Origin of the sequence: Nakamurella antarctica, from assembly GCF_003860405.1 — a bacterium.
Classification (GTDB): domain Bacteria; phylum Actinomycetota; class Actinomycetes; order Mycobacteriales; family Nakamurellaceae; genus Nakamurella; species Nakamurella antarctica.
In genome coordinates, this window is the sequence record NZ_CP034170.1 from 560,255 (window position 1) to 587,009 (window position 26,755).

21 protein-coding genes are annotated in these 26,755 nt (G+C 61.0%); 11 read left to right on the forward strand and 10 right to left on the reverse strand.

The annotated features are described in order from the left end of the window. Nucleotide 1: 1 nt before the first annotated feature. Nucleotides 2-478, reverse strand: coding sequence for a hypothetical protein (locus EH165_RS02505; protein ID WP_124797880.1), 477 nt, complete (start codon nucleotides 476-478; stop codon nucleotides 2-4). A 217-nt stretch (nucleotides 479-695) separates the two neighbouring features. Between EH165_RS02505 and EH165_RS02510 the strand changes: the two genes are divergently transcribed. The 9 genes from EH165_RS02510 (at nucleotide 696) to EH165_RS02545 (ending at nucleotide 11,082) form a co-directional block, all read left to right on the forward strand. Continuing rightward, nucleotides 696-1,709 (forward strand): zinc-dependent alcohol dehydrogenase, encoded by a 1,014-nt coding sequence (locus tag EH165_RS02510; RefSeq protein WP_124797881.1) that lies wholly within the window; start codon nucleotides 696-698, stop codon nucleotides 1,707-1,709. 16 nt (nucleotides 1,710-1,725) lie between these two features. Continuing rightward, nucleotides 1,726-4,065, forward strand: a complete 2,340-nt coding sequence (locus EH165_RS02515) for a heavy metal translocating P-type ATPase (protein WP_239020668.1) — start codon at nucleotides 1,726-1,728, stop codon at nucleotides 4,063-4,065. Nucleotides 4,066-4,256: 191 nt separating this feature from the next. Next, entirely contained in the window at nucleotides 4,257-4,820 is a 564-nt protein-coding gene (locus EH165_RS02520; protein ID WP_124797882.1) for a DUF2231 domain-containing protein, read from the forward strand. Between the two features lie 189 nt (nucleotides 4,821-5,009). After that, entirely contained in the window at nucleotides 5,010-5,153 is a 144-nt protein-coding gene (locus EH165_RS15295) for a DUF6307 family protein (protein WP_164479091.1), read from the forward strand. A gap of 56 nt (nucleotides 5,154-5,209) precedes the next feature. After that, the gene (locus EH165_RS02525) at nucleotides 5,210-6,055 is read left to right on the forward strand and encodes a slipin family protein (RefSeq protein ID WP_422392123.1); all 846 of its coding nucleotides are present in this window, start codon (nucleotides 5,210-5,212) and stop codon (nucleotides 6,053-6,055) included. A 63-nt stretch (nucleotides 6,056-6,118) separates the two neighbouring features. Then, entirely contained in the window at nucleotides 6,119-6,304 is a 186-nt protein-coding gene (locus tag EH165_RS02530; protein WP_124797884.1) for a hypothetical protein, read from the forward strand. A gap of 67 nt (nucleotides 6,305-6,371) precedes the next feature. Then, nucleotides 6,372-8,210 (forward strand): tyrosine decarboxylase, encoded by a 1,839-nt coding sequence (tdc, locus tag EH165_RS02535; protein WP_124797885.1) that lies wholly within the window; start codon nucleotides 6,372-6,374, stop codon nucleotides 8,208-8,210. Beyond that, on the forward strand, nucleotides 8,207-9,727 hold the full coding sequence (locus EH165_RS02540) for an amino acid permease (RefSeq protein ID WP_124797886.1): 1,521 nt from the start codon (nucleotides 8,207-8,209) through the stop codon (nucleotides 9,725-9,727). Before tdc ends, EH165_RS02540 begins: the two co-directional genes overlap by 4 nt. Further along, a complete protein-coding gene (locus EH165_RS02545) occupies nucleotides 9,724-11,082 on the forward strand; it encodes an APC family permease (RefSeq protein ID WP_124797887.1) in 1,359 nt (452 codons plus the stop codon). The genes EH165_RS02540 and EH165_RS02545 overlap by 4 nt, the downstream gene beginning before the upstream one ends. Nucleotides 11,083-11,680: 598 nt before the next feature. Here EH165_RS02545 and EH165_RS02550 read toward each other — a convergent pair. The 9 genes from EH165_RS02550 to EH165_RS02590 form a co-directional block, all read right to left on the reverse strand. Then, complete coding sequence (locus tag EH165_RS02550; RefSeq protein ID WP_124797888.1) at nucleotides 11,681-14,029, reverse strand: glycoside hydrolase family 65 protein; 2,349 nt, start codon at nucleotides 14,027-14,029, stop codon at nucleotides 11,681-11,683. Beyond that, nucleotides 14,026-14,853, reverse strand: coding sequence for an HAD family hydrolase (locus EH165_RS02555; RefSeq protein WP_239020669.1), 828 nt, complete (start codon nucleotides 14,851-14,853; stop codon nucleotides 14,026-14,028). The genes EH165_RS02550 and EH165_RS02555 overlap by 4 nt, the downstream gene beginning before the upstream one ends. Then, nucleotides 14,850-15,287, reverse strand: a complete 438-nt coding sequence (locus tag EH165_RS02560; RefSeq protein ID WP_206426063.1) for a PRC-barrel domain-containing protein — start codon at nucleotides 15,285-15,287, stop codon at nucleotides 14,850-14,852. The genes EH165_RS02555 and EH165_RS02560 overlap by 4 nt, the downstream gene beginning before the upstream one ends. Before the next feature lie 49 nt (nucleotides 15,288-15,336). Then, nucleotides 15,337-17,868, reverse strand: a complete 2,532-nt coding sequence (locus EH165_RS02565; protein ID WP_124797889.1) for a plasma-membrane proton-efflux P-type ATPase — start codon at nucleotides 17,866-17,868, stop codon at nucleotides 15,337-15,339. Next, the gene (locus EH165_RS02570) at nucleotides 17,858-20,263 is read right to left on the reverse strand and encodes a phosphoketolase family protein (RefSeq protein WP_124797890.1); all 2,406 of its coding nucleotides are present in this window, start codon (nucleotides 20,261-20,263) and stop codon (nucleotides 17,858-17,860) included. The genes EH165_RS02565 and EH165_RS02570 overlap by 11 nt, the downstream gene beginning before the upstream one ends. 602 nt (nucleotides 20,264-20,865) lie before the next feature. After that, entirely contained in the window at nucleotides 20,866-22,437 is a 1,572-nt protein-coding gene (locus tag EH165_RS02575) for a GAF domain-containing sensor histidine kinase (RefSeq protein WP_124797891.1), read from the reverse strand. A gap of 91 nt (nucleotides 22,438-22,528) precedes the next feature. Continuing rightward, nucleotides 22,529-23,161: a response regulator gene (locus tag EH165_RS02580; protein ID WP_124800254.1), complete on the reverse strand. Its 633-nt coding sequence runs from the start codon at nucleotides 23,159-23,161 to the stop codon at nucleotides 22,529-22,531. 190 nt (nucleotides 23,162-23,351) lie between these two features. Then, nucleotides 23,352-23,936, reverse strand: a complete 585-nt coding sequence (locus tag EH165_RS02585) for a hypothetical protein (protein WP_124797892.1) — start codon at nucleotides 23,934-23,936, stop codon at nucleotides 23,352-23,354. A 154-nt stretch (nucleotides 23,937-24,090) separates the two neighbouring features. Continuing rightward, nucleotides 24,091-24,945: a GAF and ANTAR domain-containing protein gene (locus EH165_RS02590; RefSeq protein ID WP_124797893.1), complete on the reverse strand. Its 855-nt coding sequence runs from the start codon at nucleotides 24,943-24,945 to the stop codon at nucleotides 24,091-24,093. 330 nt (nucleotides 24,946-25,275) lie between these two features. Here EH165_RS02590 and EH165_RS02595 point away from each other — a divergent pair, with 330 nt between their 5' ends. Together EH165_RS02595 and EH165_RS02600 are read left to right on the forward strand one after the other, a co-directional pair. Continuing rightward, on the forward strand, nucleotides 25,276-26,175 hold the full coding sequence (locus tag EH165_RS02595; RefSeq protein WP_124797894.1) for a universal stress protein: 900 nt from the start codon (nucleotides 25,276-25,278) through the stop codon (nucleotides 26,173-26,175). Next, entirely contained in the window at nucleotides 26,175-26,732 is a 558-nt protein-coding gene (locus EH165_RS02600) for a CBS domain-containing protein (RefSeq protein WP_124797895.1), read from the forward strand. Before EH165_RS02595 ends, EH165_RS02600 begins: the two co-directional genes overlap by 1 nt. The last annotated feature ends 23 nt before the right edge of the window (nucleotides 26,733-26,755 follow it).

Consider the following 26,755-nt stretch of genomic DNA (forward strand, 5'->3'; position numbering starts at 1 on the left):
CTCACTGCGGCGCATTCCGCGTGCGATACAGGCCGATGGCCAAGACGAGTAACCCCAGCGAAAGAGCCAAATCCCAACTGTCCAAGGGTGCGAGCACGCTCTCAGAGACACGTTTATGGACGCTCGTGGCGAGGGAACGACCCATCGGAGCGATAGCACCAAGAACGAAATCAACGCCCGTGATCAACCCGTTAACAACGATTCCGACCGCGGTGAGAGCGCCGCCCACAACACGAAAGCCCCACCCGCCTCGCCCCAGTAATTGCCAGATGGCGGCAAGTGAGGGGATGAGGAGCACTAGCCACGTCGCGAGCAGTAGGTGGCTGATCAACCACGTCGACGAGTGTGCGTCCAGGGTCGCAAACAGGGACTTTTCGCGCGGCACCATCGCGAAGATGATTTGCGCGAGGAGATACGCGGCGGGCGCACCCACGAGGGCCGCGCTCAGTGCCCACCGCTCGGGACGAGCTAGAGCCATGGCAGTGAGTGGCCCTTTGTGAGAGGGAATTGTTTGCGAAGTGTCAGGTTAACTGAGCGCCCGTGCCAAAATCCGCTCACCACAGGGACGCAGGACCATCCGACTGTATGCGGGGGGTCCTTGGACCCTTACGGACACAGACACCCTCGCGTTGAGTGGAGGTAGTGAGAGGTCTGAAACGCTCACGGCCACCAGTGCGTTCGAAGGGGAGTTCATCATGAAAGCTGCTGTCGTCACGGGGTTCACCGCACCGCTGGAGATCCAAGACCTGACGGTCCCTGAGCCTGGTCCGGGTCAAGTACTCGTCCGCATCGAGTATTCGGGTCTGTGCCACACCGACATTCACGCGGCGCACGGAGACTGGCCGGCCAAACCATCACCGCCCTTCATCCCCGGCCACGAAGGCATCGGCTTCGTTGAGAAGCTTGGCAGCGGTGTTACCGAACCGGCCGTTGGCGCGCGCGTGGCAATCGCCTGGCTCGCTGCTGCCTGCGGCCACTGCCGTCATTGCATCGGTGGCTGGGAAACGCTGTGTGAGTCCCAACAGAATTCCGGCTACTCCATAAACGGAACCTTCGCTGACTATGTGGTTGTCGATGCCGCGTTCGCCTGCCCGGTCCCCGACGGCGTCACCTCCAGGGACGCAGCCCCGCTCACGTGCGCGGGTGTCACCACATACAAGGCGATCAAGGTCGCGGGTGTTGCCCCTGCTGAGATGGTTGCCGTCTTCGGAATCGGCGGCCTCGGCCACCTTGCCCTGCAATACGCGCGCATCGCGGGCGGCTTTGTCGTAGCTGTCGACATTCAAGATGACAAGTTAGCAATGGCAACGGAATTGGGCGCTGACCATGTGGTGAATGCCAAGACGACCGACCCGGTCGAAGCGATCCAGGCACTCGGCGGCGCCGACGTGGCTGTCGCGCTGGCGGCCTCGGCGGAATCGTTTGACCAAGCCTTCCGATCCCTGCGCCGCGGCGGCCGCTTGGTATGCGTCGCAATGCCAGCCAACGATGGCGTCATCGACGTGCCGATCTTCGATCTGGTCATCGGTGGCAAGTCGGTGATCGGATCGATTGTCGGCACCCGCAACGATCTAGCCGACGTTTTCGCGCTGCACGCCGCGGGTCGCACCAAGGTCGTCATTGTCGATCGCACTTTGGATGAGGTCAACGAAGCTATGGCTGACGTGTTGTCCGGCAAGATCGCCGCCCGCGTGGTGTTCAAGCTGTAGCCAGCGCAGGAGCGTGGTGACCTCAACGATGAAAAGCATGTGGGCGGCGAACAAAGAACGTGTGCTCTTCGTCGTCTCCACTGCGCTCCTGCTCGCCGGGATCATCGCCTGGTCGTTGTCGGCATCTGCCACATCAGCGGGGCTGTGGATTACTGGAACTGTTCTAGGGCTCGTGTTCTCGCTGGCGTGGACAATTCAAGCAGTCCGCGCTGGCCAGTGGAGCGTTGACGTCATCGCGGTCCTCGGGCTTGCTGGCGCGTTGGCGGTCAACGAGCCTTTCGCCGGTGCGATGATCACCGTGATGCTCGCCAGCGGTCAGTTGCTTGAGGCCAGGGCATCGGCGCGGGCGCGCCGGGAGCTGAGTTTGCTCATCCAGCGTGCCCCTCGGACCGCCCGGCGCCGAAGCGAAGAAGCAGTAACCGAAGTCCCGGTAGCCGACGTCGTAGCTGGTGACCGACTCCTCGTCGGCACCGGCGAAGTAGTTCCCGTGGACGGCCGCCTGTTGTCGACCGCGGTTCTCGACGAGTCCGCGCTCACCGGCGAGCCGCTTCCCGTGGAGCGGGTCACGGGCGAAGACATTCGCAGTGGTGTGGTGAACGCGGGGCCACCTCTTGATCTCCTGACAACAGCCATCGCGGCCGAGTCCACCTACGCCGGTGTGGTCCGCCTGGTGGAACAAGCGAAAGCGTCCTCGGCGCCTTTCGTCCGAACCGCCGATCGATTCGCCATCATCTTCGTTCCGTTGACACTTCTCCTAGCGGGCCTCTCGTGGGCCTTGAGCGGCGATGCTGTACGGGCGGTGGCGGTCCTCGTCGTGGCCACCCCATGCCCCCTGCTGCTGGCAGCGCCGATCGCCATCATGTCGGGGATATCCCGCGCCGCACATCTGGGCGTTGTGATCAAAGGTGGTGGGGCACTTGAAGCCTTGGCCGGTGGGCAGATCATGTTGTTCGACAAGACTGGCACTCTGACCCAGGGCCGGCCGGTACTGGCGGAGGTGATCCTCGCCCATGGCTATGAAGCCGACGATGTGCTGCGGCTGGCCGCTTCCCTTGACCAAGTGTCCCCGCACGTTCTGGCCAGCGCCATCGTCACGGGTGGAACGCGGCGTGGGCTGGTCCTGCAGATGCCTGAGAACGTCGAGGAAGTGCACGGCTACGGCCTCGAAGGAACCGTCGATGGCAGGCGGATCAGGCTCGGCAAAGCCTCCTGGACCGTCGGTGAAAACTCGCCTGCCGATACTCCGCCATGGGTGCGTCAAGCGCGTCGGCGGGCTGACTTGGACGGTTCCCTTACGGTGTTCATCTCTATCGACGGGAAGCCCGCGGGTGCCTTCTTGCTCCAGGACGCGATTCGGCCTGACGCCCCCAGGATGGTGCGAGCATTGCGTACCGCTGGCCTTACTCGCGTCGTGTTGGTCACCGGCGATCGCGCCGAGACGGCGGACATGGTGGGCCGGATCGTGGGCGTTGATGCTGTTCTAGCTGACCGCGACCCTGCCGCCAAACTTGCAGCGATCGAGCACGAAAGCGCCCGTGGCAGCACGATCATGGTGGGAGACGGCGTCAATGACGCCCCCGCGCTCGCAGCAGCTGGTGTGGGAGTAGCGCTGGCGGCACGAGGCGCCACCGCGTCATCGGAAGCGGCTGATGTCGTGCTCACCGTCGATCGGATTGACGTACTGGGCGATGCGATCCTCATCGCGCGCCGGTCGAAAAGAATTGCGCTGCAATCAGTTCTCGTTGGCATGGGGCTGTCGGTGGTGGCAATGATGGCTGCCGCCCTTGGTTTCCTGCCGCCAGCAGTCGGCGCCCTGGTGCAAGAGGTGATTGATCTAATGGCGATTGGGATCGCGTTACGCGCTGTCCTGCCCGGGGCCGTCCACACCATCAGCATGCCGGCGGCCGACATTGCCACCGCCATTCGCCTCCGTACGGAGCACGACGCCACCTTGCCGCTCATCGAGCAAATCCGTTTGGTGGCAGACGGTTTGTCGTCTCTAGACTGCGATGTGTCACCGGTAAAATCGCTGCTGCACAGCCTGGAGACAGAGTTACTTCCGCACGAGCGCGCAGACGAGAAGCTGCTGCTTCCTCTCGTCGACAGGGCATTAGGAAGTAGCGACGCGACGGCTGCAATGAGCCGAACCCACGCCGAAATCGAGCATCAAGTAGCGCAACTTGCCAGGCTCGTCCACATCCTGGAGGGCCACCCGGCGCAACCAGAGGACGCGATCGAGTTGCGACGCCTGCTCTACGGGCTGTATGCCATTCTTCGTCTCCACAATGCCCAAGAGGAAGAAGGCGCCTTCAGCCTGGTGCCCGACGCGGCGCTTCGCTCCAAGGCGTCGCCGTAGGTAGGGATAACCGCACCTGCGGAGTCAACTCCGGAAATGGGCCTCTGCGAGAGTTGCTGCTGCGAAACCATTTCGCTGTGCGCACCGAGCTCCCAGCCATCCGGATGCTTCTCGGATCACCAATACTCGACACTGACGGGGTCTCCACTTCACAGTGGCCGAGCCCGCCCACAAAGAAACAAGGCACACCAATGACGACTATCAATGGGCTTCCCGCGCACATCCTGCTTGTGCATGCGATCGTGGTCCTCCTCCCGCTCACCTCGAATATTCTTGTCCTCACCGCCGCGTGGTCGGGTGGGCGACGCCGGTTCGCTGGGGCAAACGTTATTTTGGCTGCAGGCGTGGTGATCCTTGTCCCCATTACGACGGACGCCGGTGAGTGGCTCGAGAGTCGGGTGGAGCGCAGCGCTTTGTTGCACGAGCACACCGAACTCGGCGATACCGCACTCTACGTGGCGATTCCGGTAGCAGTCCTCGCATTGGTCATCTGGTGGCGTGGACGTGAGCAGGACACCGCGACCGGGGAGCGCAGCGTCAAGGGCCCGCGGGCGAGTGCCTGGGGTGGAACCACTTTGACGCAGCTTCGGGCGAGGACCTTCCTGGCTCCGGCAAACCGCGTGGTCACGATTGTCCTGATCGTCGCGTCGGTTCTAGCCGCCGGCGCAACAATGTACGACACGTACCGCATCGGCGACTCGGGCGCCCAGGTGACCTGGCAGGACAGAGCGACGTCCGACGCCAGCAACTCTTAACCCACGCCCCGGGGACAGAAGCCGGCCTGTTCAGGGGTAGGCGAGAGAACAAATCCGCATCACCGGGGCCTTTTTGCCCTGTGTCGCGAGCAGCACGGAAGTGATTATTGAGGAACCGGCCAGATGTGACGACCGGCGCAGGCTTCGCGCCCCGCAATCATCCGCCGCACCTCTCCCCCAGGGAACCCCATGAATCCGTACGAAACCCGACTTGCCTTGGTTGTCAGCGCGCTAAAGGCCGAGAAGGTCCATCTAGCAAGCGGTATGACTCTCATCCAGACCGCCGTCACCGTGCTCGCCGCGATCGACAAGACCCCGTGGAGCCTTCGATGAGCACTTTTGTCACTGTCCTAGTAATCGCTGCCGTATTCGTGTTGGTCATTCTGGGGATGGCACTCAAGGTGGTCCAACAGTACGAAGAAGGTGTGTTGTTCCGGCTTGGACGGGTCATCGGAGTGCGAGCGCCCGGGCTGCACCTCATCATTCCAGTAATCGACGTGATGCGGCGAGTGTCTCTTCGCATAGTAACGATGCCCATCCAATCGCAAGGGATTATTACCCGGGACAACGTCAGCGTCGATGTCTCCGCCGTCGCCTATTTCCGCGTGGTAGATGCCGTCAAGTCCGTCGTCGCAATCGAGAACGTCTACTCCGCAATAGATCAGATCGCGCAAACTACCTTACGCAAGGTTGTTGGTCAGCACACCCTCGATGAGACCTTGTCGGAAACAGACAAGATCAATCTGGACATTCGCGAGATCCTGGATGTCACCACCGTGGAGTGGGGCGTCCAGGTGACTCTCGTCGAACTCAAGGACATCCAGCTTCCAGAGTCGATGAAGCGAGCGATGGCCCGGCAAGCCGAGGCGGAGCGGGAGAAGCGCGCGAAGATTATCAACGCCGAGGGTGAATCAATGGCGGCCGCAGCACTCGGTGATGCGTCGGACATAATGATGGCGCATCCACTGGCATTGCAATTACGGAATCTGCAGTCGTTGGTCGAGATTGGCGTGGACAAGAACACCACCGTGGTTTTCCCTGCCCCATTGATGACGACCATCGCCGAGCTTGGGTCCTTCTTAGCGCGCGAATCTGCCGCGTCTACGTCCGTCGGGGCGCCGACCATTAAACCCATCATCACGCCGGCCGCAGCGCAAGGCGCGGCACCCACCGCCCCTACAACGGTGAAGCCCGACCACCCAGCCACCACCAATGGAGCTGCCGTCGGGGTATGAGGGGCGCCTTCGAATGACTCACACGTTCATAACCCGTAGATTTGCACACCCAGAAAGCACTTCATGAACTCATCGCAGAATCAACCCACCCAATCTGTCAGCCCGGGTGCTGACCCGTACGAGATGAAGTACGAAGGTCAGTCCAACCCCTTCATGATCAATCCCCTCAACGCTGCCGCCGCCGAATTTGAGTCCGGTCCGGCCTCTGTCCCTGTTGAGTCCCCGCGGGACGAGGATCGACCAAAATGACAAGTGTGTCTCAGAGTCGTTGCCTAGAAAGCATTCTCGCAGCACGTCAAAGTCAGGAGTAGACAAGATGAGTGACATCGACTACAGAGCACTGTTCATTGGAGACCAAGCGGAGAACGGCCCCATCTTCAAGGAGCTTCTCGAAAAGTTGGTTGACGAGCACATCGGTTGGCGTCAGAACTACATGCCGGGGGATCGCCCCGGCATTGCCGTCCACGATAAGTCGATGCCGGAATATGAGGCGGCCCAGGAACGGATGCGCGAAGTGATGTCGGAATTGTCGCAGCGTCTCCGTGCTGGCTCGGTGCCGTGGAACAGCGCGGGACGCTACTGGGGCCACATGAACGCCGAAACGCTCATGCCCGCCATTCTGGCCTATACCTTTGCCATGTTGTGGAATCCCAACAACGTGGCGCTGGAGTCGTCTATGGCTACCTCCAAGATGGAGGCCGAGGTCGGTGCGGACTTCGCGAAGCTCTTCGGATTCGACGAAGGCTGGGGCCACATCTCAGCTGACGGCTCCATCGCCAACCTGGAGGGGCTTTGGTACGCAAGGTCCCTCAAGTCCATTCCCTTGGCGCTTGCCGAGACTCTGCCCGAGACCGTTGCTGGCAAATCCGAATGGGAACTGCTAAATATGAGCGTGGAGGAAATCCTTGACCTACTCGATACCTTGACCCCGGAGCAATACGACGAGGTGAAGGGAGCTTCGTCGCGCTCCGGTCGCAATATTAATCGGCTCGGTAAATGGCTGGTGCCTGAGACGAAGCACTACTCCTGGCTGAAGGCAGCCGACATCATTGGCGTCGGTTTGGACCAGCTGGTCGCCATTCCCGTGTCTGACAACTACCGCATGGACATCGAAGCTTTGACGAAAATTGTCGAGGAGATGGCTCAATCGCGCACGCCCATTTTGGGCCTCGTTACCGTCGTTGGCACCACCGAAGAGGGGGCGGTCGATGAGGTTGACAAGATCATTGCCCTTCGCGACCGAATGCGGGCCTCCGGGCTCTACTTCTACATCCATTGCGACGCCGCCTACGGTGGATACGCGCGTTCGCTCTTCTTCGACACCGACGGCAGATTCGTTGACTACCCTGAGCTTTCGGAATTGCATCAAAGCCACGGGATTTTCTCGCGCGATCTCCTAGTCTCCGAGGAGGTGTACGCCGGCTTCAAGGCCATCTCGCAAGTGGAGTCGGTCACGGTTGACCCGCACAAGATGGGCTACGTGCCCTATGCCGCTGGGGGAATCGCAATCCGCTTAAAGAAGATGCGCAACGTCATCTCATACTTCGCGCCCTATGTGTTCGACAAAGGCGTCGTGGCTCCGGACATGTTGGGAGCCTTCACCTTGGAGGGATCTCGCGCCGGTGCCACCGCCGCATCTGTATGGGCGGCTCATCGCTGTCTCCCTCTAGATGTCTCTGGTTACGGACGCCTCATCGCCTCTGGAATGCAGACGGCACACAGGTTCCGGGATTTCCTCGCCGATCTAAAGTTCACCGTCGCCGGACGAGTGGTGCGGGCTTTCCCGCTTCACGATCCGGACTTCAACATGGTCGATTGGGTGTTCAAAGCCGACGACATGACCACTCTCGAAGAGGTGAACGACCTCAACCAGAAGATGTACGACCTTTCGTCCTACCTCGCGGGCCACGAATACAACAATATTTTTATTACCTCACACACAACGTTCTCCAGACAGGACTACGGCGACAGCCCCGCAAAGTTCATTCACTCACTGGGTTTTGACGATTCCGAATGGGGACGAGTGAAATCCGTGACCCTGCTGCGCGCGTCGATCCTGGACCCGTATCTCAACTCCAATGAACTGTTCAGCTACTACACGACAGCGATTGAGGCCGCCTTCAATGAGCGTTTGTCCGAGGTGCTTTCAGGATGAGCATCAAGGAAGCATCGCCCAATGCCGGTTCGCCCAGGGCCAGTCCCCAGCAGACCGCCGGGCGCAAGACCGGTTCGTCCAGGACCGCAGCGCTCAAAACAGTCGGTGTCCTGACCTTCTTCGGGATGACTGTTGCGATCGTCGCCAGCGTCCGCAATATCCCCAACGTGGCCGCGACCGGCTGGACAATGTTCTTCTACATGCTGGTAGCGACTTTGCTGTTTGCGCTTCCCATCACGTTGATGTCTGGCGAATATGCGGCCAAGTTCCCGCGCGCCGGCGGGCCTGAACTATGGGTGACCAAAGGCCTTTCGCCGCGCTGGGGTTTCACCACCTCCTGGCTCCTCTGGGTACAGATGTTTCCCGGGATGGTGATGGTCGCATCGGTGGTGGCGCCACTGGTCGCCGTCACGATCGGGGACACCCAGCTCGGCTCGAACAGCATCTTCACGTTGATCTGCATCGTCGTTACCTACTGGACCATCACGATTCTCAACTTGTTTTTTGACATGGCGCGCATCGGGGGACGGATCGGTGTGATCTTAGGGCTTTACTTACCGGTCGCTTTCATGATGGTGCTCGGCGTCATCGCGCTCTTCAAAGTCGGCATCCAGAAGGATAGTTATCTCGGCGGCGCCGCTACCGGAAGGGTGTTGCTGCCCTTCTCCTCGCAATCGGTGAGCACGCTCGCATTCTTCGCCTCGATTGTCTTCATCTATTCCGGAATTGAGATGTCGTCGGTGTACATTCCCCGGCTGAAGACACCTGTCAAGACGTACCTCAGGGGCATTTTCATGGCCCTGATCTTCATGTTTGCCTTCAACACACTGCTGGCATTTGTCACTGCCAACGTCATCCCGAAGGGCACCATCGACCTCAACAACATCGCACAGGCGCCGGTCATCATCCTCGGCATTTTGGGCCTGCCCTCGTGGCTCGGAAACGTCTTTGCCGCGTCCGTTCTCGTCGGTGTCGTGGTGCAGCTCTCGGCATGGGCCTCAGGCCCGTCCAAAACCATCACCTCCAGCGCCCGTCGTGGGCTGTATCCACCGAAACTGCGATTCTGGAAGACCAACCAATTCGATGTCGCACCAACGGTTCTCATTACTCAGGCCACCGTCATCTCGTTTTTCGCACTGATCTTCATCCTTATCCCAGGCGTCAACAACGCGTTCCTGCTTCTGGTGACAGCCACGGCCATCATCTACATCGTTGTCTACGTTCTCATGGCGATCGGTATCCTCCGGCTCCGGTCGACGCAGTCGTCGACGGAGCGGGCCTTTCATATGGGCAATAAGCGTGTCGCCTGGACTGTGATGGTGGTCTTCCTGATCACCGTCTTCGCGTCGAGCGTCGCGACGTTGTGGTATCAAGGCTGGACGAACGCCTTCATCATCGTCGCCATCACCGCCGTCCTCACGGCCGCACCCTTGATCATCTACCGCAGGCACAAGCCCTCGTGGGCAAGCGATGTCGCGGTTGCTCTGCACGCAGAGGGTGTCGATGTCACGTCATGAGTGTCGACGGAGAATCAGATGGCCATCAGATCGGGTTGGTCGCCGCCATAGCTTTGTGTGTGGGGACGATGGTGGGCGGGGGAGTCTTCGCTCTGTCAGGGATCATTCTTAACGACACTGGCCCGCTAGCGATGGTTGCCTACTTCCTCGCCGCGGTCGCTGTGCTGTTTAGTGCGTTGTCCTTCGCCGCGGTCGCCAGCCGAGCAAAGGACGGCGACTCAGGATACGGCCCGATCGCTCAACATCTGGGGCCTCGCTGGCGCTTCGTGACGATGTGGGCCTTTTATGTGTCTGCAATCGCGGGGGGCGCGTTCATGCTGGTGGCGTTTGGATCGTATCTACGATATTTTCTCGCAGCGGCCAACCCCCTGCTGATGGGCCTCGCGGCTGCGCTCGCGCTGGTTCTGCTGAACCTGGGCCCGATCGATCTGGTCGGCCGCACTGAGACAGCGCTGGTGGTGTTCAAGTTGACCGTTCTCGTCGGTCTCATTGGAGTCGGCCTCGCGTCGTTCAAGGTCGATCTCTTAGTTCCGTTCGCTCCGCACGGCTTGGGGGTCGTCCTGACGTCGAGCGGACTGCTGTTCAGCGCCTACCTGGGGTTCAGCGTCGTCACCAATGTGGCCGGGGTAGTCAAGAATCCCCGCCGCACGGTGCCGCTAGCGATCCTGGTGAGCTTGCTGATTGTGGCAATCGTGTATGTAGGGATCACGGTGGCCATGCTGATGAGCGGTCAAAAGGCTTTCGGAGCTGCGGGTGTGGCGCAGGCCGCGAATAGCCTCATAGGGCCTTGGGGTGGGGCGATCATCGCCATCACAGCATGCGTTTCCACCCTCTCAGGTGCGAACGCGGTAATCCTAGGCAACAGTCAGCTGCTCATCAAGATGGCGGCTAACGGCGATATCCCCGCCCGGATGGGCCACATCCGTAAGGGCGGCCACGCCTACGCAAGCGTGTTGCTTACCGGAATCGTCGCGGTCGTTCTGATGCTCACCGGGGGCCTCCAGAGCATCGTCGCCTACTGCAGTGTTGCCGGAATCGTCGGGCTCGTGCTCATGAATGTCACAGCCTTACAAATGGCTCGAAATGGTTGGCCCGGAGCGGGTTTGAGACTTCCCTTCGGAATCGCCATTCCGGCCCTGGGGACAATTTTGGCGCTCGCGCAACTGCCCTCGCTCGGCTGGAAGAACGTGCTTATTGGCCTGTCGCTGGTCGCGGCAGGCTTGGTCGTCTACGCAGTGCGCGAGCGCTCACTTCGAACACGTCGAAGGTCGAATGTGCTGGGACCAGTTAATTTGTTCCCCCCGCAGCGGCCGTCGGTCCCACCAACACAGTCGAGAAGTGCAGGTTCTGCTTAGTGAAACCGGTTCTTTTGCCACTGTGAACGCCGAGCCTGAGACGGGTGGACTGTTGCGGTCTTGGCGTTGGCGCTTCAGAGGATTCGCAGAGGTCAGCCCCATAGCTTCCGCGATTTGCACCACAGGAGGCTTCGTCCTTTCGCTGGTGGCGCTCATTCTGGTCCCGATCACCACCGATGCAGGGAGTGGCTCGAACACCGGGTTCCGCGCACCGACCTCCTCAACACTCATATCGAGCTGGGGGCACCGCACTGTATGTCGCGATTACGGTGGTTGCCCCGGCTATCGTGATTGAGTGGCGAGGCCGGCAGCAGGCAGATCTCCAACAAAGTGCGGCCGATGGGTGTGCCGGTGGCGGGGGGCGAAGTGTTGGGGGGCGAAGTGGTGGGGCACCAGGTGGCAACATGCTGACGAAACCAGACCAAAAGTTATTGCTGGCAAAGGCTAATTAGATAACCAGATAATAAGCATCTTTGTCATCGTCTTGTCAGGTGCCGCCACCGGGACCGCAATTTTCGACGTCGATCGAATCGGCGACACAGTCGCGCAGGCAACCTGGCAGGGCTAGGTCACTGGAGCTGCCGTCGGCGCGGAGTGATCAGGGGTGCGGCATGGGTGCGCGAGACTTCGGCTGAGTGGGAGCTGGGCCGGCTGGCCGCTCGTGGTTCGGCAAGAAGATCGGGCTGTCGATGGCCACCGTCATCGGCTGCCCATAGTGCAGCAATTCCAGGGGCTGCCCCTCGAGGACGCGGTAAGTGGTTGCCGTAGGGGCAATTTCGACCTTGAGTCTGCTACCCCGGATGCAGACTTTTGCCGTCAGGCGTGTGATGCCTGTTGGAAGGCGTGGGGTGAAAGCGACCGTCCCTCCGTGGTCCCGCATGCCAGCGAAACCGGGAACCAGCGCCGTCCACACTCCTGCAAGGGATGCGAGATGTAGCCCATTACGGGTGTTGCGGGCCAGATCTCCGAGGTCCATCATCGCGGCCTCGGTCAGGTAGTCGTATGCCAAGTCGAGATGGCCCGTCTCAGCGGCCAAAACCGCTTGAGCGCAGACGGACAGGGAGGAATCCCGGACCGTAAGAGCTTCGTAATAGGCAAAATTGCGGGCCTTCTCAGCGCTCGAAAAAGATTCACCGCGCAGGTGCATTGCCAACACCAAATCTGCCTGTTTCACTACCTGCTTGCGGTAGAGGTCAAAATAGTGGAAGTGCAGCAGTAGGGGGTATTGATCGCTGGAGGTCGAGTCAAAATCCCACACCTCGTGGCGGGTAAAGCCTTCCGACTGGCTGTGGACTTCGAGTTCGTGGTCGTATGGCAGGATCATCGCCTTCGCTGCCTTGTGCCACGCGTTGACCTCCAGCGCCGTGACGTTGAGTTCTTGGGCGCAGTCGGGATTGCGCTGCACCGCCTTCGCCGCGCTCACCAGGTTGTGCTGGGCCATCAGATTTGTGTAGATATTGTTATCGGCAATGGCCGAATATTCGTCGGGGCCGGTCACTCCGTCGATCCGAAACCCGCCACGTGCGTCGAAGTGGCCAAGCGAGGCCCACAACCGCGCGGTCTGAACCAGGATTTCCATTCCGACGTCCCGCTCAAAGTCCTCGTCGCCAGTGATGTGGACGTAACGGACTACCGCATCGGCGATATCGGCAGCTACGTGGAACGCGGCTGTGCCGGCAGGCCAGTATCCAGAGCACTCGCGACCATCGATGGTTCGCCACGGGAAGACCGCACCCGCCAGGCCGAGTTGTTTGGCGCGGATCTGGGCCTGCGGCAGGATCGAATGCCGCCACCGCAACGCGTCGGCGGCCGCGCGCGGCGCGGTGTAAGTCAGTACCGGCAGCACGAAAGTTTCGGTGTCCCAGAAGGCATGGCCGTCATAGCCGGGACCGGTCAGCCCTTTCGCGGCAATCGCGCGACCCTGCGCCCGAGCGCCCGCCTGCATGACGTGGAACAGGCCGAACCGCACCGCTTGCTGGACCCGAAGGTCGCCTTCGACTTCGACGTCGGCGCCTCCCCAGAAATCATCCAGATACGCGCGGTGCTCTGCGACCAAACCATCCCAGCCCGTTTGAACGGCTGCGGTCAGCGCGGCAGCGATCTGGTCGGCGATTGCCGATTGCGAACGAATCGCGGACCATCCGTAGGTCACAAACTTGATCAGCCGGAGGCGTTGCGCAGGCTCGAGTTTCGCTGTAACCGTAACTCGGGCCAGATCCTCGGCGCTTTCACTTGATATCTGCACTGATGGCGGTCCCTCGATCTGGTGATCCATCGCCGCCCCTAACTGCAAATTGCTGACGCTCGTGCGGTGCACCAAAGATGCAGAACCCGCCTCGGATCTGTGCTGTTCAGAGTGCAGCGTGGTCTGAAGCGCCGCTGCCTCCCTCGGGTCGCGGCCGCCACCAGGGGGTAGGGGCTCGTTAGCCACCAACTCCGACTGGAGTACTACCCGAGCGGCAGTATCGAGAGCCTCCACCTCGTAACAGATGGCGGCCACCGAACGCTGTACCAGAGACACCAGCCGCGTCGATCGAACCCTGACACCCTGCCCACTCGGAGACACCCAGGACGCCTCGCGGTGCAGTAACCCGGTGCGGAAATCCAAAACCCGCTCGTGTTCGAGGAGGCGCCCGTACCGGATATCGAAAGGCTCGTCGTTAACGAGAAGGCGGATCAATTTGCCGTTGGTGACGTTGATGACGGTCTGTCCGGCCTCGGGGTAACCAAAGGCCACTTCGGCGTAGGGCAGCGGCCGCTCCTCGAAAAACCCGTTGAGATAAGTCCCCGGGAGGCCGTGCGGCTCGCCCTCGTCCAGGTTCCCACGCCAGCCAATGTGGCCATTGGACAAAGCAAACAATGACTCGCTGTGCGCTAAGCCATCCAGATCGAGCGAGGTCTCTCGCAGGCACCACGGTTCGGCCGGGTACCCGGGGCGTCCGATCACGAGGGAGCATTCTTGCTGAGCAGGTCGCCGAGGTCCAGTACGACCTGGTCGGCGCCATCGGCAAGTAAGTCTTCGGTCTGGCCGACGCGGTCGACGCCGACCACCCAGCCGAAGCCGCCGGCCCGCCCGGCCCTGACACCGGGGAGGGAATCCTCAAATACCGCGGCTGCGCAGGGTTCGATGCCCAACGCCGCGGCCGCGGCCAAGTACGGGTCCGGTGCTGGCTTGCCCGCGAGGCATTGCGCCTCGATTGTGACGCCATCGATGCGCGCTTGGAAGAGGTCTGCGATGCCTGCGGACAGGAGCACCTCCGCGCAGTTCGCGCTGGAGGACACCACGGCCGTCTTGAGACCAGCTGACCGCACAGCTTGCACGTAGTAGACGGAACCTGGATAGGGCTCGACCCCACCGTCGCGGATCCTGCGCATCACGATGGCATTCTTGTACTCACCGAGTCTCGTGATCGTCATATCGCCTTGATTTCGGGTGAGATCGGATGTTTGGTAGCTACTGTCACTTGTGAGCCGCACTCCTCGCGACCCCAGTGGGAGCTCGATGCCGCGCGAGTGTAGGAACGATATCGTTCCGTCGCTTCTGCTCTTTCCGTCCACGTAGGCGGCGTAGTCCGCGAGTTCATCGAACGGGGCAAAGGCAGCCCCTGCTTCGTTGGCGCGGGCTTCAAGATAGGCGTCGAACATTTCCTTCCATGCCGCTGCGTGCAGCCGCGCGGTGTCGGTGAGCACGCCGTCCAAGTCGAACAGGCATGCTCGGACCGTCGCCGGCAATCCCAACGGGCCTTTCGCAGCGGCTCCCCTTGCGATCAAGGGTTTTCCTTACCCAAAGCCCAACTGACGTGCAGGGGATAGGTATGGGTAGCGCCCCAGTACGGTTCGTTTCCGAAGTAGCTGTAGACATGCGCGTGGTAGGGCCGATCGTTGACGAAGGTCGCGTCGTACTCCGGCGCCCCCGCAACACCCGCGCCCGCTTGATCGATGATCACCTCGTCCTTGGTGATGTCGGTGACGGCGTCGACCGGCACGAGGGTCTCCTCATCACCGACGCCGAGGAACCCACCATGTTCGACGAGGAGAAAACGAACTTTCTCCTGTTGTTCATCGATGATGAGGTCGGCACCCTGCCAATGCCGACGCCGTCTTTGTCCATCACGTGACGGCCGCGGATGTCGTCGGCCGGCCCGTCGACCGTTTGGCCTCGATCGCCGAGTGCGTACATCGCGGGAGTAGCTAATGCTGGCCATGGGTTTTTGCTCCTTCGGGCAGTATGTGTGAAGCTCCGCCGGTTGCGGATCACGTGGTTAATGCAGCGGTCAGGGCGGGCTTGTGCCCGCTCAGATGGCCACTTGCGCCCGGGCCGGTTGGCTTCTTGTCGGGGTCCAGGATCCGATAGGCGAGCAGTTTGGCGCGGTCGTTGACGAGGAACCAGAGGAGCGCGTAGCCCCATACAAACGCCGCCCAGCCCCAGCCCAGCGGCGTCATGAACAACCCGTAGACGGCGATCAGGGTCGCGATTGCTTGGGTGCCCAGTACGGCCAAAAACACTATGCGGGCGGGTCGGATCGACCAGAACGGGCCGCGGGTGCGGGTCAGGAAGATGGTCAGGTGTCCCGCGACCGAAAGCTTGAGATACATCAAGGTTTGGACCTGGTCGCGGCCTAGGTGGAAGACCCTTTCCCCCAGGTAGAAGAGCCCGAATGCAGCGACGACTCCGGTGATGCCCAGGACGGTCGAGATGCCGAGCACGATGCGCATGTTCCAGGCTTCTGGCTTCATTTTGTACCGCACGTTGTCGTAAGCGATGGATAGGATGGCGCCGTCATTGAGCAATGCCAGCATCACGATCATGATCGCGGTGACCGGATAGAAGTTGAAGACCAGGATCGCTAGTGTCATAAACAGCAGCACCCGAAGTGTTTCCGCGATCCGGTACATAGCGTAGGAGTTCATCCGCTGGAAAATCTTCCGGCTTTCCTTGATCGCGTCGATGATCACCGACAGACCTGGTGTGAGCAGGACGATGTCGGCGGCGGCGCGGGCGGCGTCGGTAGCACCTGAGACGGCGATTCCGCAGTCGGCCTGCTTGAGTGCTGGCGCGTCATTGACTCCGTCACCTGTCATCCCGACGATGTGGCCGCGCTCCTGCAGGACGTCGACAATGTGGAATTTGTGTTCGGGAAATACCTGCGCAAACCCGTCAGCGGCCTCGATCGACTCGGTGACGGCGGCGGTTTCTTGCTTCTTCACTTCGCCAAGGCCGGACGCGTCCAAAATCTCTGTGCCCAGGCCGACTTTGGCTGCGATCTCTTTGGCGATGGCGAGGGCGTCACCGGTCACCATCTTCACTTCCACGCCCATTGCCTTTGCTGTGGCGATGGTTGACGCGGCGTCTTCACGTGGCGGGTCGAATAGCGGCAGCACCCCCAGGAACTTCCACCCGTCGGTGCCTTGTGCGCGGGCTACACCCAGCGCGCGAAAGCCCTTGGTAGCGAATGTATTCACGGCCTTGTCGACGGCAGTCTTGATGGCTGCCGAGTCCGCTGCCAGCGCCAAGATGACCTGCGGGGCGCCCTTACTGACCTTGAACGTTTCACCGTCGTCGCCGGTGACGGCGGCTTCGGTCCGCTTGTCGACCGGGTTGAACGGCTCGAAATGGGTCACCTTGTAGCGGTTGAGAGCACTCTTATCGTCCAGGCTGCCCAGGACTGCAAGGTCGATAGGGTCGTTGTTGTCGGCGAGGGAAGCCAGAGCCCCCGCGAGGATCACGTCCGAAGCTGTGACACCTTCGAGGCTGAACGGGTCGCCGAGGGTGAGCGAGTTCTGGGTCAGCGTGCCGGTTTTGTCGGCGCACAAGATATCCACGCCAGCGAGTTCTTCGATCGCCACCAACTTGCTGACGATGGCCTTCTTTTTGGCCAGCAACCTGGCGCCGACGGCCATGGTCACCGACAGCACGGTGGGCATCGCGACCGGAATCGCGGCAACGGTCAGGACCAGCGCGAATTGCAGGGTCGTCAAAATCTTGTCGCCGCGCAGGATCGCCACCACAAGGATCACCGAGACCAAGGCAACCGCAAGCAGAATGAGGTAGTTGCCGATTTTCAGGACGGCCTTCTGGAAGTGGCTCACGGTGTGTGCGTCTTGGACTAATTCAGCGGTCTTGCCGAAATAGGTGTGGGTGCCGGTCGCGTAGACCAGCGCGCCGATCTCGCCGCGGCGGATGATCGACCCCGAGAACACCGCGTCACCAGGCTGGCAAGTCGTCGGCAATGATTCCCCGGTCAGTGCGGACTGGTCAACTTCGATTTCGTCACCGTCCAACAGCCGGGCATCTGCTGGCACGATGTCACCCAACCGCAGGCGAATCACGTCGCCGGGCACCAGGTCTCGAGCCGCGGGCGTGACCCACTTGCCGTCGCGCCGGACGCGAGCATTGATGGCAAGCTTGGCCTTGAGCGCCTGGATGGCGTTTCCAGCCTGCCGCTCCTCTGAATATCCCACGACGGCATTTGCCAACAGCAGAACCAGGATGATGAAAAAGTCTGCCCAGTGGCCCACAGCCCCGGACAGAACCACCGCCACTTCGATCATCCACGGAATCGGACCCCAGAAGTACGACAGGAACTTCAGCAGTGGGTTGGTCTTGTGCTCGGCTATCTCGTTGGGGCCGTAGTGTTCGAGCCGCTTGGTGGCCTCGTCCTGGCTGAGCCCGTCCGGTGAGGTCTGGAGATGCTCCAGGACCTGGGCCATCGGCAGGGTCTGCAATTCGTTCTGCGATTGGGGCGACGTGCCTTGTGCCGGAACCCGTTTAGCATCAGTGTTCATCGGGAGCCCAGACCCAGTTACGGATCTCCGGGAGATCCTGGCCGTGCTTGTTGATGTACAGGTTGTGTTCCACAAGCTTGTCGACCATCGTCTGCTTCAGGTAATCGCCGGTGGCTCCGAGCTGAGGGAGCCGATCGATCACGTCCTGCACGAGGTGGAATCTATCGAGGCGGTTTTGCACTCGCATATCGAAGGGAGTGGTGATGGTGCCCTCCTCGTTGTAACCGCGGACGTGGAGGTTCCGGTTGGCTCGACGGTAGGTCAGCCGGTGGACCAAGGTCGGGTAGCCGTGAAAGGCGAAGATGATGTGTTTGTCCCGGGTGAACAGCGCGTCGTAATCGCCGTCGGACAGCCCATGCGGATGCTCAGTGTCTGACTGAAGTTTCATCAAGTCCACCACGTTGACCACCCTGATTTTGAGCCGCGGCAGATGTTCGCGCAGGATTGACACCGCTGCGAGCACTTCGAGAGTGGGTGTGTCGCCGCAGCAGGCCAGCACCACGTCCGGTTCTGCGCCGCCGTCGTTGCCAGCCCACTCCCAGATCCCGATGCCTTCGGTGCAGTGAACTTCTGCCTGCTCCATAGACAACCATTGCGGCATAGCATGTTTGCCAGCAACGATGACGTTGACATAGTGACGGCTGCGCAGGCAGTGATCGGTGATCGAAAGGAGACAGTTGGCATCCGGGGGGAGATAAACGCGAACGATGTCGGCCTTCTTGTTCACCACGTGGTCGAGGAACCCGGGGTCTTGGTGGGTGAACCCATTGTGGTCCTGTTGCCACACGTGCGAAGCGAGCAAGTAGTTCAGCGAAGCGATGTCGCGCCGCCAAGGTAGGGCTTTAGTGACCTTGAGCCATTTCGCATGTTGGTTAAACATGGAGTCGACTATGTGAATGAACGCCTCGTAGCAGTTGAACAATCCGTGTCGTCCCGTGAGCAAATAGCCTTCCAACCAGCCTTCGGACTGATGCTCCGAGAGCATCGAATCCAACACCCGTCCGCTGGGCGCGAGGGACTCGTCGCCATTAACCGTGCGGGCCTCCCACTGCCGGTCTGTGACTTCGAAAACTGCGCCGAGCAGGTTAGACAGGGTCTCGTCGGGACCGAAGATCCGGAAGTTGCGCTGGTCCTCATTTAATGTGACGACGTCGCGGAGGAACTTGCCGAGAACTTCGGTGTCGTGGGCTTGGACGCCTCCGGGGACTAGGACCGTGACGGCGTGTGCACGAAAATCGGGCATGCGGAGGTCGCGAAGAAGCAAGCCGCCATTGGTGTGTGGGTTGGCGCCCATCCGCCGTTCCCCCTGAGGGGCAAGGGAAGCCAAATCTGCGACCAGTCGGCCGTCGCGGTCGAACAACTCTTCGGGCCGGTAGCTGCGCATCCAGCTCTCGAGGAGTGCGATGTGCTCCGGGTGAGCCTCATCGACAAGCAGTGGCACCTGGTGCGCATGGAAGGTGCCCTCGATCTGCACGCCGTCGACCACCTTCGGTCCGGTCCACCCCTTGGGAGAACGGAGCACAATCATCGGCCACCGAGGCCGCATCGTCGTGCCGCCGCCACGGGCGCCTGCCTGGATTCGTTTGATGGCCTCGATGGTGTGGTCCAGGACGGACGCCATCATTTCGTGCATCATTTCTGGATCATGGCCTTCGACGAAGTAAGGGTCCCATCCGCAGCCGCGCAGATACTGGTCCAGTTCCTCGTGTTCGATACGGGCAAGCACGGTCGGGTTGCTGATTTTATAACCGTTGAGGTGCAGGATCGGCAGCACAGCTCCATCACTGGCCGGGTTGAGAAACTTTGTGGAGTGCCAAGCCGTTGCCAACGGTCCTGTTTCTGCCTCCCCGTCGCCGATCACGCAGGCGACGATCAGGTCAGGATTGTCGAATGCGGCCCCGAACGCGTGACTGAGTGAGTAGCCGAGTTCGCCGCCTTCGTGAATGGAGCCAGGGGTAGTGGGGGCGACGTGGCTTGAGATGCCGCCGGGAAAAGAGAACTGGGTGAAAAGCTTCCTAAGGCCGTTTTCGTCCTGACTGATGTCCGGATAGATCTCGCTGTAGCTGCCTTCCAGGTAGGTATTGCCAACCAGTGCGGGACCGCCGTGGCCCGGTCCGGCCACGTAGAACATATTTACGTCATATTTTACGATTGCCCGGTTGAGGTGGACGTAGATAAAGTTTTGTCCCGGAGTGGTGCCCCAATGCCCAACTACCAGAGGCTTCACATCCGACAGCGCCAACGGACGTTTCAATAGCGGATTGTCGTAAAGATAGATTTGCCCCACCGATAGGTAGTTGGCTGCCCGCCAATAGGCGTCCATGTGGTGCAGGAGCGCTGGATCCAGTGTGCCTGCAGCCGTGATGATCGCTGTATTCGTCAGAGTATTTGTCATAGCGTTGTCTTCGTTTCTTGCAGTTGGGGACTTTGGGGAGAGTCGTCACGGCAGGATGGTGGTACCCGATGTTCCTGCTACCACCTTGGCGGCCGCAGCCAGCTTCCCGGCCTGCCGTTGGCGGAGGCAAAGCGTTGGCGCGCTTCAATTTTCGGACCCATTGAGCCCAGTGGAAAGGATGCGGCCGCCAGCATAGGGCCGTTAGCGGAGGTGGCAACCGCTGGGAATTCCTGGTTGGTGCTTTTGCTCGGGAGAAAGCGGCTACCCACGATGGTCCTCTCGTTGACGACCACGCCACGTGGTCTTCGCTCACGAGAATTCATCCCCGGCAGCGCAGCATCAAGGGCCGAAAAGTCCGCACCCCAGGGGCTTTGGTCATAGACCCGGCCCCGGTCATCGGTGACCGGGGCCGGATGGGCAAGCCAGCTTATGACGCCGGCGCGACGGTGGGCCAGTAACCGGGGGTAGCGCAAAGTTGCGCGTCAATCGGCACCCGCGGTCTGTTCCATAGGTCAATGGTCCTCGACGTCCCGAAACAGGGGTAGGGGCCAAGGGCACGCGTCCTATGCCAAAGGACCCTACAAACAAAAACTGAACCACTATCAAACGAATGGCGCTTGCCAAGTCAGCTCTGTGCCTCCGTCGGGGTGGTTCCCGATGCTGAAACTTCCGCCCGCTTCTTTTGCTCTGTACTCGAGATTCTTGAGACCGCGGGGCGTAGAGCTGGCAGGAATCCCAATTCCGTTATCCCGCACATTGATAATCAGCTCGTCCGCGACCTTGATGGAGACCGTCACACTGCTGGCGCGCGCATGACGCACAACATTGCTCACCGCTTCCCGCACCACCGCTTGCGCGTCGCTGCGAAGTCCCGCTGAAACAATTCCGATAGGGCCAGAGATTAGTACCGTCGGGAGCACCCCAGAGTTTTCTGTTAGCTCGATAACCGCTTTGTTCAACACCACTCGCAATTTGGGTGGTTGTGCCGAGTCGATTTCGAGATCGAAGATGGTGCCGCGGATGTCGGCTATCACCTCCTGCAGCCGGTCGATGTGCTCGTCCAATCGCTGCGAGACCTCGATACTCGCTGTGCGCCGCTGGGTGCCTTGCATTGCCAACCCAATGGCAAAGAGCCGCTGAATCACTTGGTCGTGCAGATCTCTCGCGATCTGCTCGCGGACTGCTATGACGCTCGCCTCCTGCCGCTGCGCCTGGCTCTGGGCGCGCTGCAGAGCCAGCGCAGCCTGGACGGCGAAGGACGCAGCGATTTGCAGTTGCTCAGGATTGAACAACTCTGAGCTGGGTGCCCGAACTGCCAACAACACACCGGAAATAGTGTCGCCGGTACGCAGGGGTACAGCCATGGCGGGGCCAAAAATCTTGCTTTCGCCCACGCCTACGTCATACGTGAGGCGGGGCACGCTCCGAGGGACACCGTCGGAGAAAACCATCCCTGTCGTAGATCCGGCGACCGGAACAATGCGGCCGATGACTGCGTCACCGTCTTTCCCCACGCTCATCGCAATGACGAGATGCTTTGCCGAGCATGCGTTCTCGGGTGGGTCCGGAAGTAAAATTGCAGTCTGATCTGCGCCGATAAGTTCTAGTGCGCGTTCGGCAATGAGGCGCAGCGAATCGTCAGTGGTAGTGCCATCAAGGATCTCGATGGTGATTTCACCAGAAACCTCGAGCCACCGTTGGCGCTGCCGGACTGCTTCGTACAACCGCGCGTTTTCGATCGCGATGCCGGCCGCGGTGGCGAGCGCGTGAACAAGCACCTCATCGTCGGCCGTGAAACCGCCCTCGTCGTGTTTCTCGGTGAGGTACAGGTGTCCGAAAAGTTGACCGCGTACGCGTAAGGGTACGCCAAGAAATGTTGTCATTCTGGGGTGGTGAGCCGGAAAGCTAACGTGGGCAGGGTGCTGGGTGAGGTCGTGCATTCGCATGGGAGCGTCGTTGGAGAAGACAATTCCTAGAATCCCGCATCCGGTGGGCAGAGCCCCTATCCTGTCGACGGCTCCTGGTTCCATTCCACAGTGAATAAACTGCGAAAGCGTGCCGTCTGGCGCTAGAACCCCTAGCGCCCCGTATCGGGCACCTACCAAATCAGTCGCAGCTTCGACAATTCGCTCGTAGGTCTGTTCCAGTTCTAGACCTGTAGCAACGGAAAGCATTGCCTCGAGGAGGTTTTCGTTCCGCTGCCGTCCGAGGGGGGTTGACAGATGGACATGTCTGGAGGCGATCACCAGCCACTGCAATCCGCGGTCATGGCGACCGAAGTTGCGTCGAAAGAACCGCAATCTGGGTGCGCCTAGCCATCCCCAGTTTTGTCAGCAGGTGCGAAACGTAGTTCTTCACAGTCTTTTCGGCCAAGAACATCCGCTCAGCAATTTGCCGGTTCGTCAGGCCTTCCCCGATCAGGTCGAGGAGCGTCCTTTCTTGAACGCTCAGACCTGCTGCAGGGCCAGGGTTCTCAACGCTCTGGCGTAACCGATTCATCAGCACAGCAGCTGCGCGGTTATCGAGCAGCGATTTACCGGACCCGACGGTGCGGATCGCCGAGATCAGGTCCAGGCCGCGGATGTCCTTGATGACGTAACCGGCGGCCCCCGCCAACACGGCGTCAACCATGGCTTGTTCGTCGGGGTAGGAGGTAAACATGAGGCAGCTCAAGTCCGGCATCATGGAGCGCAGCTCGCGGCACAGTTCCACCCCATTTCCATCCGGAAGTCTGATGTCCAGCACGGCCACATCAGGCTTGGCGGCGGGTATCCGCGCCAGCGCTTCGGCAACTGAGCCGGCTTGTCCCACGACGGTCATATCGATCTGTTCCTCGAGCAGATCGGCGACACCGCGGCGCACCACCTCGTGGTCATCGACCATGAAGACTTTGAGCACCCGAGCAGACCCAGCCCGAAGCGCGCTTTCTTGGGGTGCGGAACTGGACTCGATTACCACTGCTCGCCGTTCACTGTGGGCGGGCACAACCGTTTCCATCATGACATGAGTGTCGCTGCGAGCGCCGGCCAGCGCCAGGGGAGAAAGTCCTGTTCTTTGTTGGTAAACGGGACGAAGCGGGCAGGGGTCATTAGGGATCCATGAAGTCATTGCAAGCGAGCAGAAGCTCCGCCATCTCGGCGGCTGTTCCACCGAACGCGGCCGTTCGGTTCTCCAAGTTGCTTCGCGCCCCTTCTATCGAGAGCCCCGTTTCCATCAGCACGCCCAAAACTTGGTTGATGGCATCGAAGTCCAGGAGAGTGGCTGCTGGATCGGGTATCTCAACCATATCTTCGCCGTCTAGATCGAACCCGCCGGTAAACTCCGTCCAGTTTTGCGCATCAGTTGCGAGCGCGGCGAAGGCGCGACGGCGCGATGCGTAAAACGTCATCCGGGTACTTGACTCAACGTGTGCCGCGGGCATAGCCAACGAAGCAGCGACAGCGACACCCCGATCGGGATCCATCGTGCTAAACGTCAAGGTGGTCATGCCCACTCGGACATTGATCGTGAGTCCGAGAAATGAAGGTACCGCAGCCGTTAAGTCATCCGCCAGCACCCCAAGCATCGCTTCGAGGTCGCCGCCGAGCGGCCCGAGGTTTTCGCTCAAGGTCGCTAGGACGGCAGAGAGGGCTGCGGGCATTTCCTTCAAGGAGTGCTCCGGGGCGATCCGCATAGCCCGATAGTTCGTACGTGGATCCGGCGGCCAGGAAACACAAGACACCCGATCCCGGATGGTTCACGGAGGGTGCCATGAAACCGATCCGGGTAGCGCCGAGGGTACGCCCCTATCACCCCGTAGGCATTATCCCGCTCGATACTTGATCCGATTAGGACGCCGAGGGAAGCTGCCCCGCATCTTCGACCACAGTCCTTGCAGCGTCCACAAGTTCGACCGAAGCAGATGCGGCGAGCCGGGCCAGCTCGGAGTGCCCTTCTTCGCTGGAGAGACGGTGGCGTTTGCGCAGAATACCCACAGCTTGAGCTACACAAGCGTGCGCGTCGGCCGCAGTTTGGAGGTGCTCGGCAGAGCGCAGCGCCTGAGCCAGGATCTGTGCGTGGCGCACCGTCACGGCAGCGGGCACCGCAAAAGACATGCCCAGCATCTCAGCCCGAGCATCGAAAGAATCTGGGGCGTGCGCATACACGTTCATGGCTCCCAGAGACTTGCCGTCGGTGATTAACGGCAATGAAAGAACGCTGTGGACCCCCAGGGCAGCCGCCTGCGGCCCAAATTCGGGCCAACGCACGTCTGTGCGTAACGAACCTGAACGCATCACCGTGTTCGCCGCCGCCGCGCTGATGCACGGGCCTTGACCGAGACCGTACTGAATGGTGTCGATCGGCTCGACAAAGTCGGTAGTTTTAATAATCACGTCCGGGAGTCCGGCTTCAGACAGGGTCAGACCAGCCCCATCGGCGCCAGGTATCACTCGAACAGCGAAAGTTGCGACTTGTACCAAGAGATCGCGCAGTGTCATCTGGTCGACCGGCAATTGGCCCAAGGCTTCGACCTCTGTGGCCAGACCGAAATCTTGGGCCCGCCGGGTGGCGACAGCGGATTCGGTGGAGGCAGCGGCGGCTGTTGACGGGGTGGAGGTATCGGGGACATTGCTTGATACAAAGTGTGAGGGCCCTGGACCGGAGTCGCCCGGCGGTGTCTCGCCAGAAATTGCGTCCGGCATGGTGGCTCCCTCGTAGATCTGAGATCAGGCTGCGCCAGACCGATCGGCCCGGGGCGTTCCTTTATCTATCGGGTCGACACAAGTGATCGACAGGCATGGCAACGCTTCGCAGCATCCGACCTGAACTATAGCCCCGGCGTGTGGGCACCCGGTAAGCCTGTGACCGCCGCTCCGTGATCTGGCGCAGCGATCCGAGGGGTAGAAGTGACTTTCAGCGCCGGCGACGGGACCACCGACCCTGTAAATGTCGGCGCCAATCTCGCACGATGGGGGAATCGTCCAGCACAGAGACGTTAGGGCAATACCCGCTTCGTGGGAGGGACTAGGACTATGAGTATTCAGTCGCTTCAGCACCCCGTCCGTGACGTTGTGGTGGGCCTCGACGGTTCAGATTCGTCTCACCTGTCGCTCCCGTGGGCTGCCGATCTTGCGCACCTGCACAACGCTCGCCTGGTGCTGGTGCACTGCGAGCCCGACGGACATCCACATCTGACGCCCCACGAGATGCGGACGTTCCTCGACAATTGCCGCAGCACCGTGCGGATCTACCACCCGGATCTTGAGGTCCAGATCGGGGAGCATCCCGGCTCATCCGCCGAGGCGTTGCTGGCGGCCTCGGGCCCGGCGATGGTGACGGTGTTGGCCCCGGGAGCCAGAGCCGACGCCCATCGAAACGTTCTTGGCACAGCGGTTCTGGAGATGGCTTCCGGGGGCGCCAGTCGATCTGTCGTTGTCCGGGCGGCGCTGGGCGGTCAAGCGCTGGGCGGTCAGCTGACGGGAACCACGGGACCGATCGTCGTAGGTGTCGATGGTTCGCCAGATTCTGAACAGGCATTGGGTTTCGCTTTTGCCGAAGCCTCCTTGCGTCGCCTCACCTTGCTCGCCATCCGCTGCCACGACGACGCATCGGAAAGTTCAGATTCTGCCGGAGCCATGCGCCCACAACAGAGCCGAGATCAGTTGTCAACGCTGCTTTCTGAGCAACTTGCCCCCTGGTCGAAAAAGTATCCAGAGGTTTTGATCCACCAGGTGGTGCGGGATGGGGCGCCCACCCCGACCCTCCTGAGCGAAGCCCAGGGCGCCAGAAAAAATGGGGTGGCAGCAATGCTGGTGGTGGGCAGCCGCGGACGCCTGGCTCGTTCCGGGCCGACCCTCGGATCTACCAGCGCCGCCGTCTTGGAGCAGGCGGGATGCCCGGTGGCGGTCGTCCACGCGAGTGACTCAGCCTGATGACAAGCACTTTATTGCCCCACCTTGCGGCAGCGGATCAGAAAGCGCGTAGCCAAGTACTTCCGAGCCAGCTGACCACGAGCCAGCTGGCAGGCCACCTAGGCACCCAAGCGATGAAAGCGCCGGAGATAGCTCGCCCGGTGCCACTTCACCAGATGCCGATTCAGGAGGTGATGACCAGCCCGGCCGTGACAGTGGGCCGCGCAACGACTTTGGCGCAGGCAGCTGCCCTCTTGACCTTCTGGCAAGTAAGCACTGCGCCAGTGGTGGACGAGGGGGGTGTGCTCGTGGGGGTTGTCACCGCTACCGACCTGATTCGCGGCGTCTTGGCCCCTGCTTCGCATCAAAACGATGCCGGCGGAGTCTGGTCCATGAGAAACCCTCCGACCACGGTCGAACAGGTGATGTCTTGGCCAGTGGCTACGGTGGAGGTCGGCGACGACGTTGCTTTCGCCGTATTTCTCTTCCTCGACCCGGAGATCCGCTGCTTACCGGTGACCCAGAATGGTTGCGTGGTGGGGGTGGTGACCCGTCAAGACCTCCTGGGCGCCTCGTGACACGTCGCAGGGGAGCGCACCCC

Bases quoted from the DNA above. Each gene is read 5' to 3' on its own strand.
- EH165_RS02505 (WP_124797880.1), bottom strand. From the start codon at position 478: ATGGCTCTAGCTCGTCCCGAGCGGTGGGCACTGAGCGCGGCCCTCGTG.
- EH165_RS02510 (WP_124797881.1), top strand. From the start codon at position 696: ATGAAAGCTGCTGTCGTCACGGGGTTCACCGCACCGCTGGAGATCCAA.
- EH165_RS02520 (WP_124797882.1), top strand. From the start codon at position 4,257: ATGACGACTATCAATGGGCTTCCCGCGCACATCCTGCTTGTGCATGCG.
- EH165_RS15295 (WP_164479091.1), top strand. From the start codon at position 5,010: ATGAATCCGTACGAAACCCGACTTGCCTTGGTTGTCAGCGCGCTAAAG.
- EH165_RS02525 (WP_422392123.1), top strand. From the start codon at position 5,210: ATGGCACTCAAGGTGGTCCAACAGTACGAAGAAGGTGTGTTGTTCCGG.
- EH165_RS02530 (WP_124797884.1), top strand. From the start codon at position 6,119: ATGAACTCATCGCAGAATCAACCCACCCAATCTGTCAGCCCGGGTGCT.
- tdc (WP_124797885.1), top strand. From the start codon at position 6,372: ATGAGTGACATCGACTACAGAGCACTGTTCATTGGAGACCAAGCGGAG.
- EH165_RS02540 (WP_124797886.1), top strand. From the start codon at position 8,207: ATGAGCATCAAGGAAGCATCGCCCAATGCCGGTTCGCCCAGGGCCAGT.
- EH165_RS02545 (WP_124797887.1), top strand. From the start codon at position 9,724: ATGAGTGTCGACGGAGAATCAGATGGCCATCAGATCGGGTTGGTCGCC.
- EH165_RS02560 (WP_206426063.1), bottom strand. From the start codon at position 15,287: ATGGCCAGCATTAGCTACTCCCGCGATGTACGCACTCGGCGATCGAGG.
- EH165_RS02565 (WP_124797889.1), bottom strand. From the start codon at position 17,868: ATGAACACTGATGCTAAACGGGTTCCGGCACAAGGCACGTCGCCCCAA.
- EH165_RS02570 (WP_124797890.1), bottom strand. From the start codon at position 20,263: ATGACAAATACTCTGACGAATACAGCGATCATCACGGCTGCAGGCACA.
- EH165_RS02575 (WP_124797891.1), bottom strand. From the start codon at position 22,437: ATGCTTTCCGTTGCTACAGGTCTAGAACTGGAACAGACCTACGAGCGA.
- EH165_RS02585 (WP_124797892.1), bottom strand. From the start codon at position 23,936: ATGCGGATCGCCCCGGAGCACTCCTTGAAGGAAATGCCCGCAGCCCTC.
- EH165_RS02590 (WP_124797893.1), bottom strand. From the start codon at position 24,945: ATGCCGGACGCAATTTCTGGCGAGACACCGCCGGGCGACTCCGGTCCA.
- EH165_RS02595 (WP_124797894.1), top strand. From the start codon at position 25,276: ATGAGTATTCAGTCGCTTCAGCACCCCGTCCGTGACGTTGTGGTGGGC.
- EH165_RS02600 (WP_124797895.1), top strand. From the start codon at position 26,175: ATGACAAGCACTTTATTGCCCCACCTTGCGGCAGCGGATCAGAAAGCG.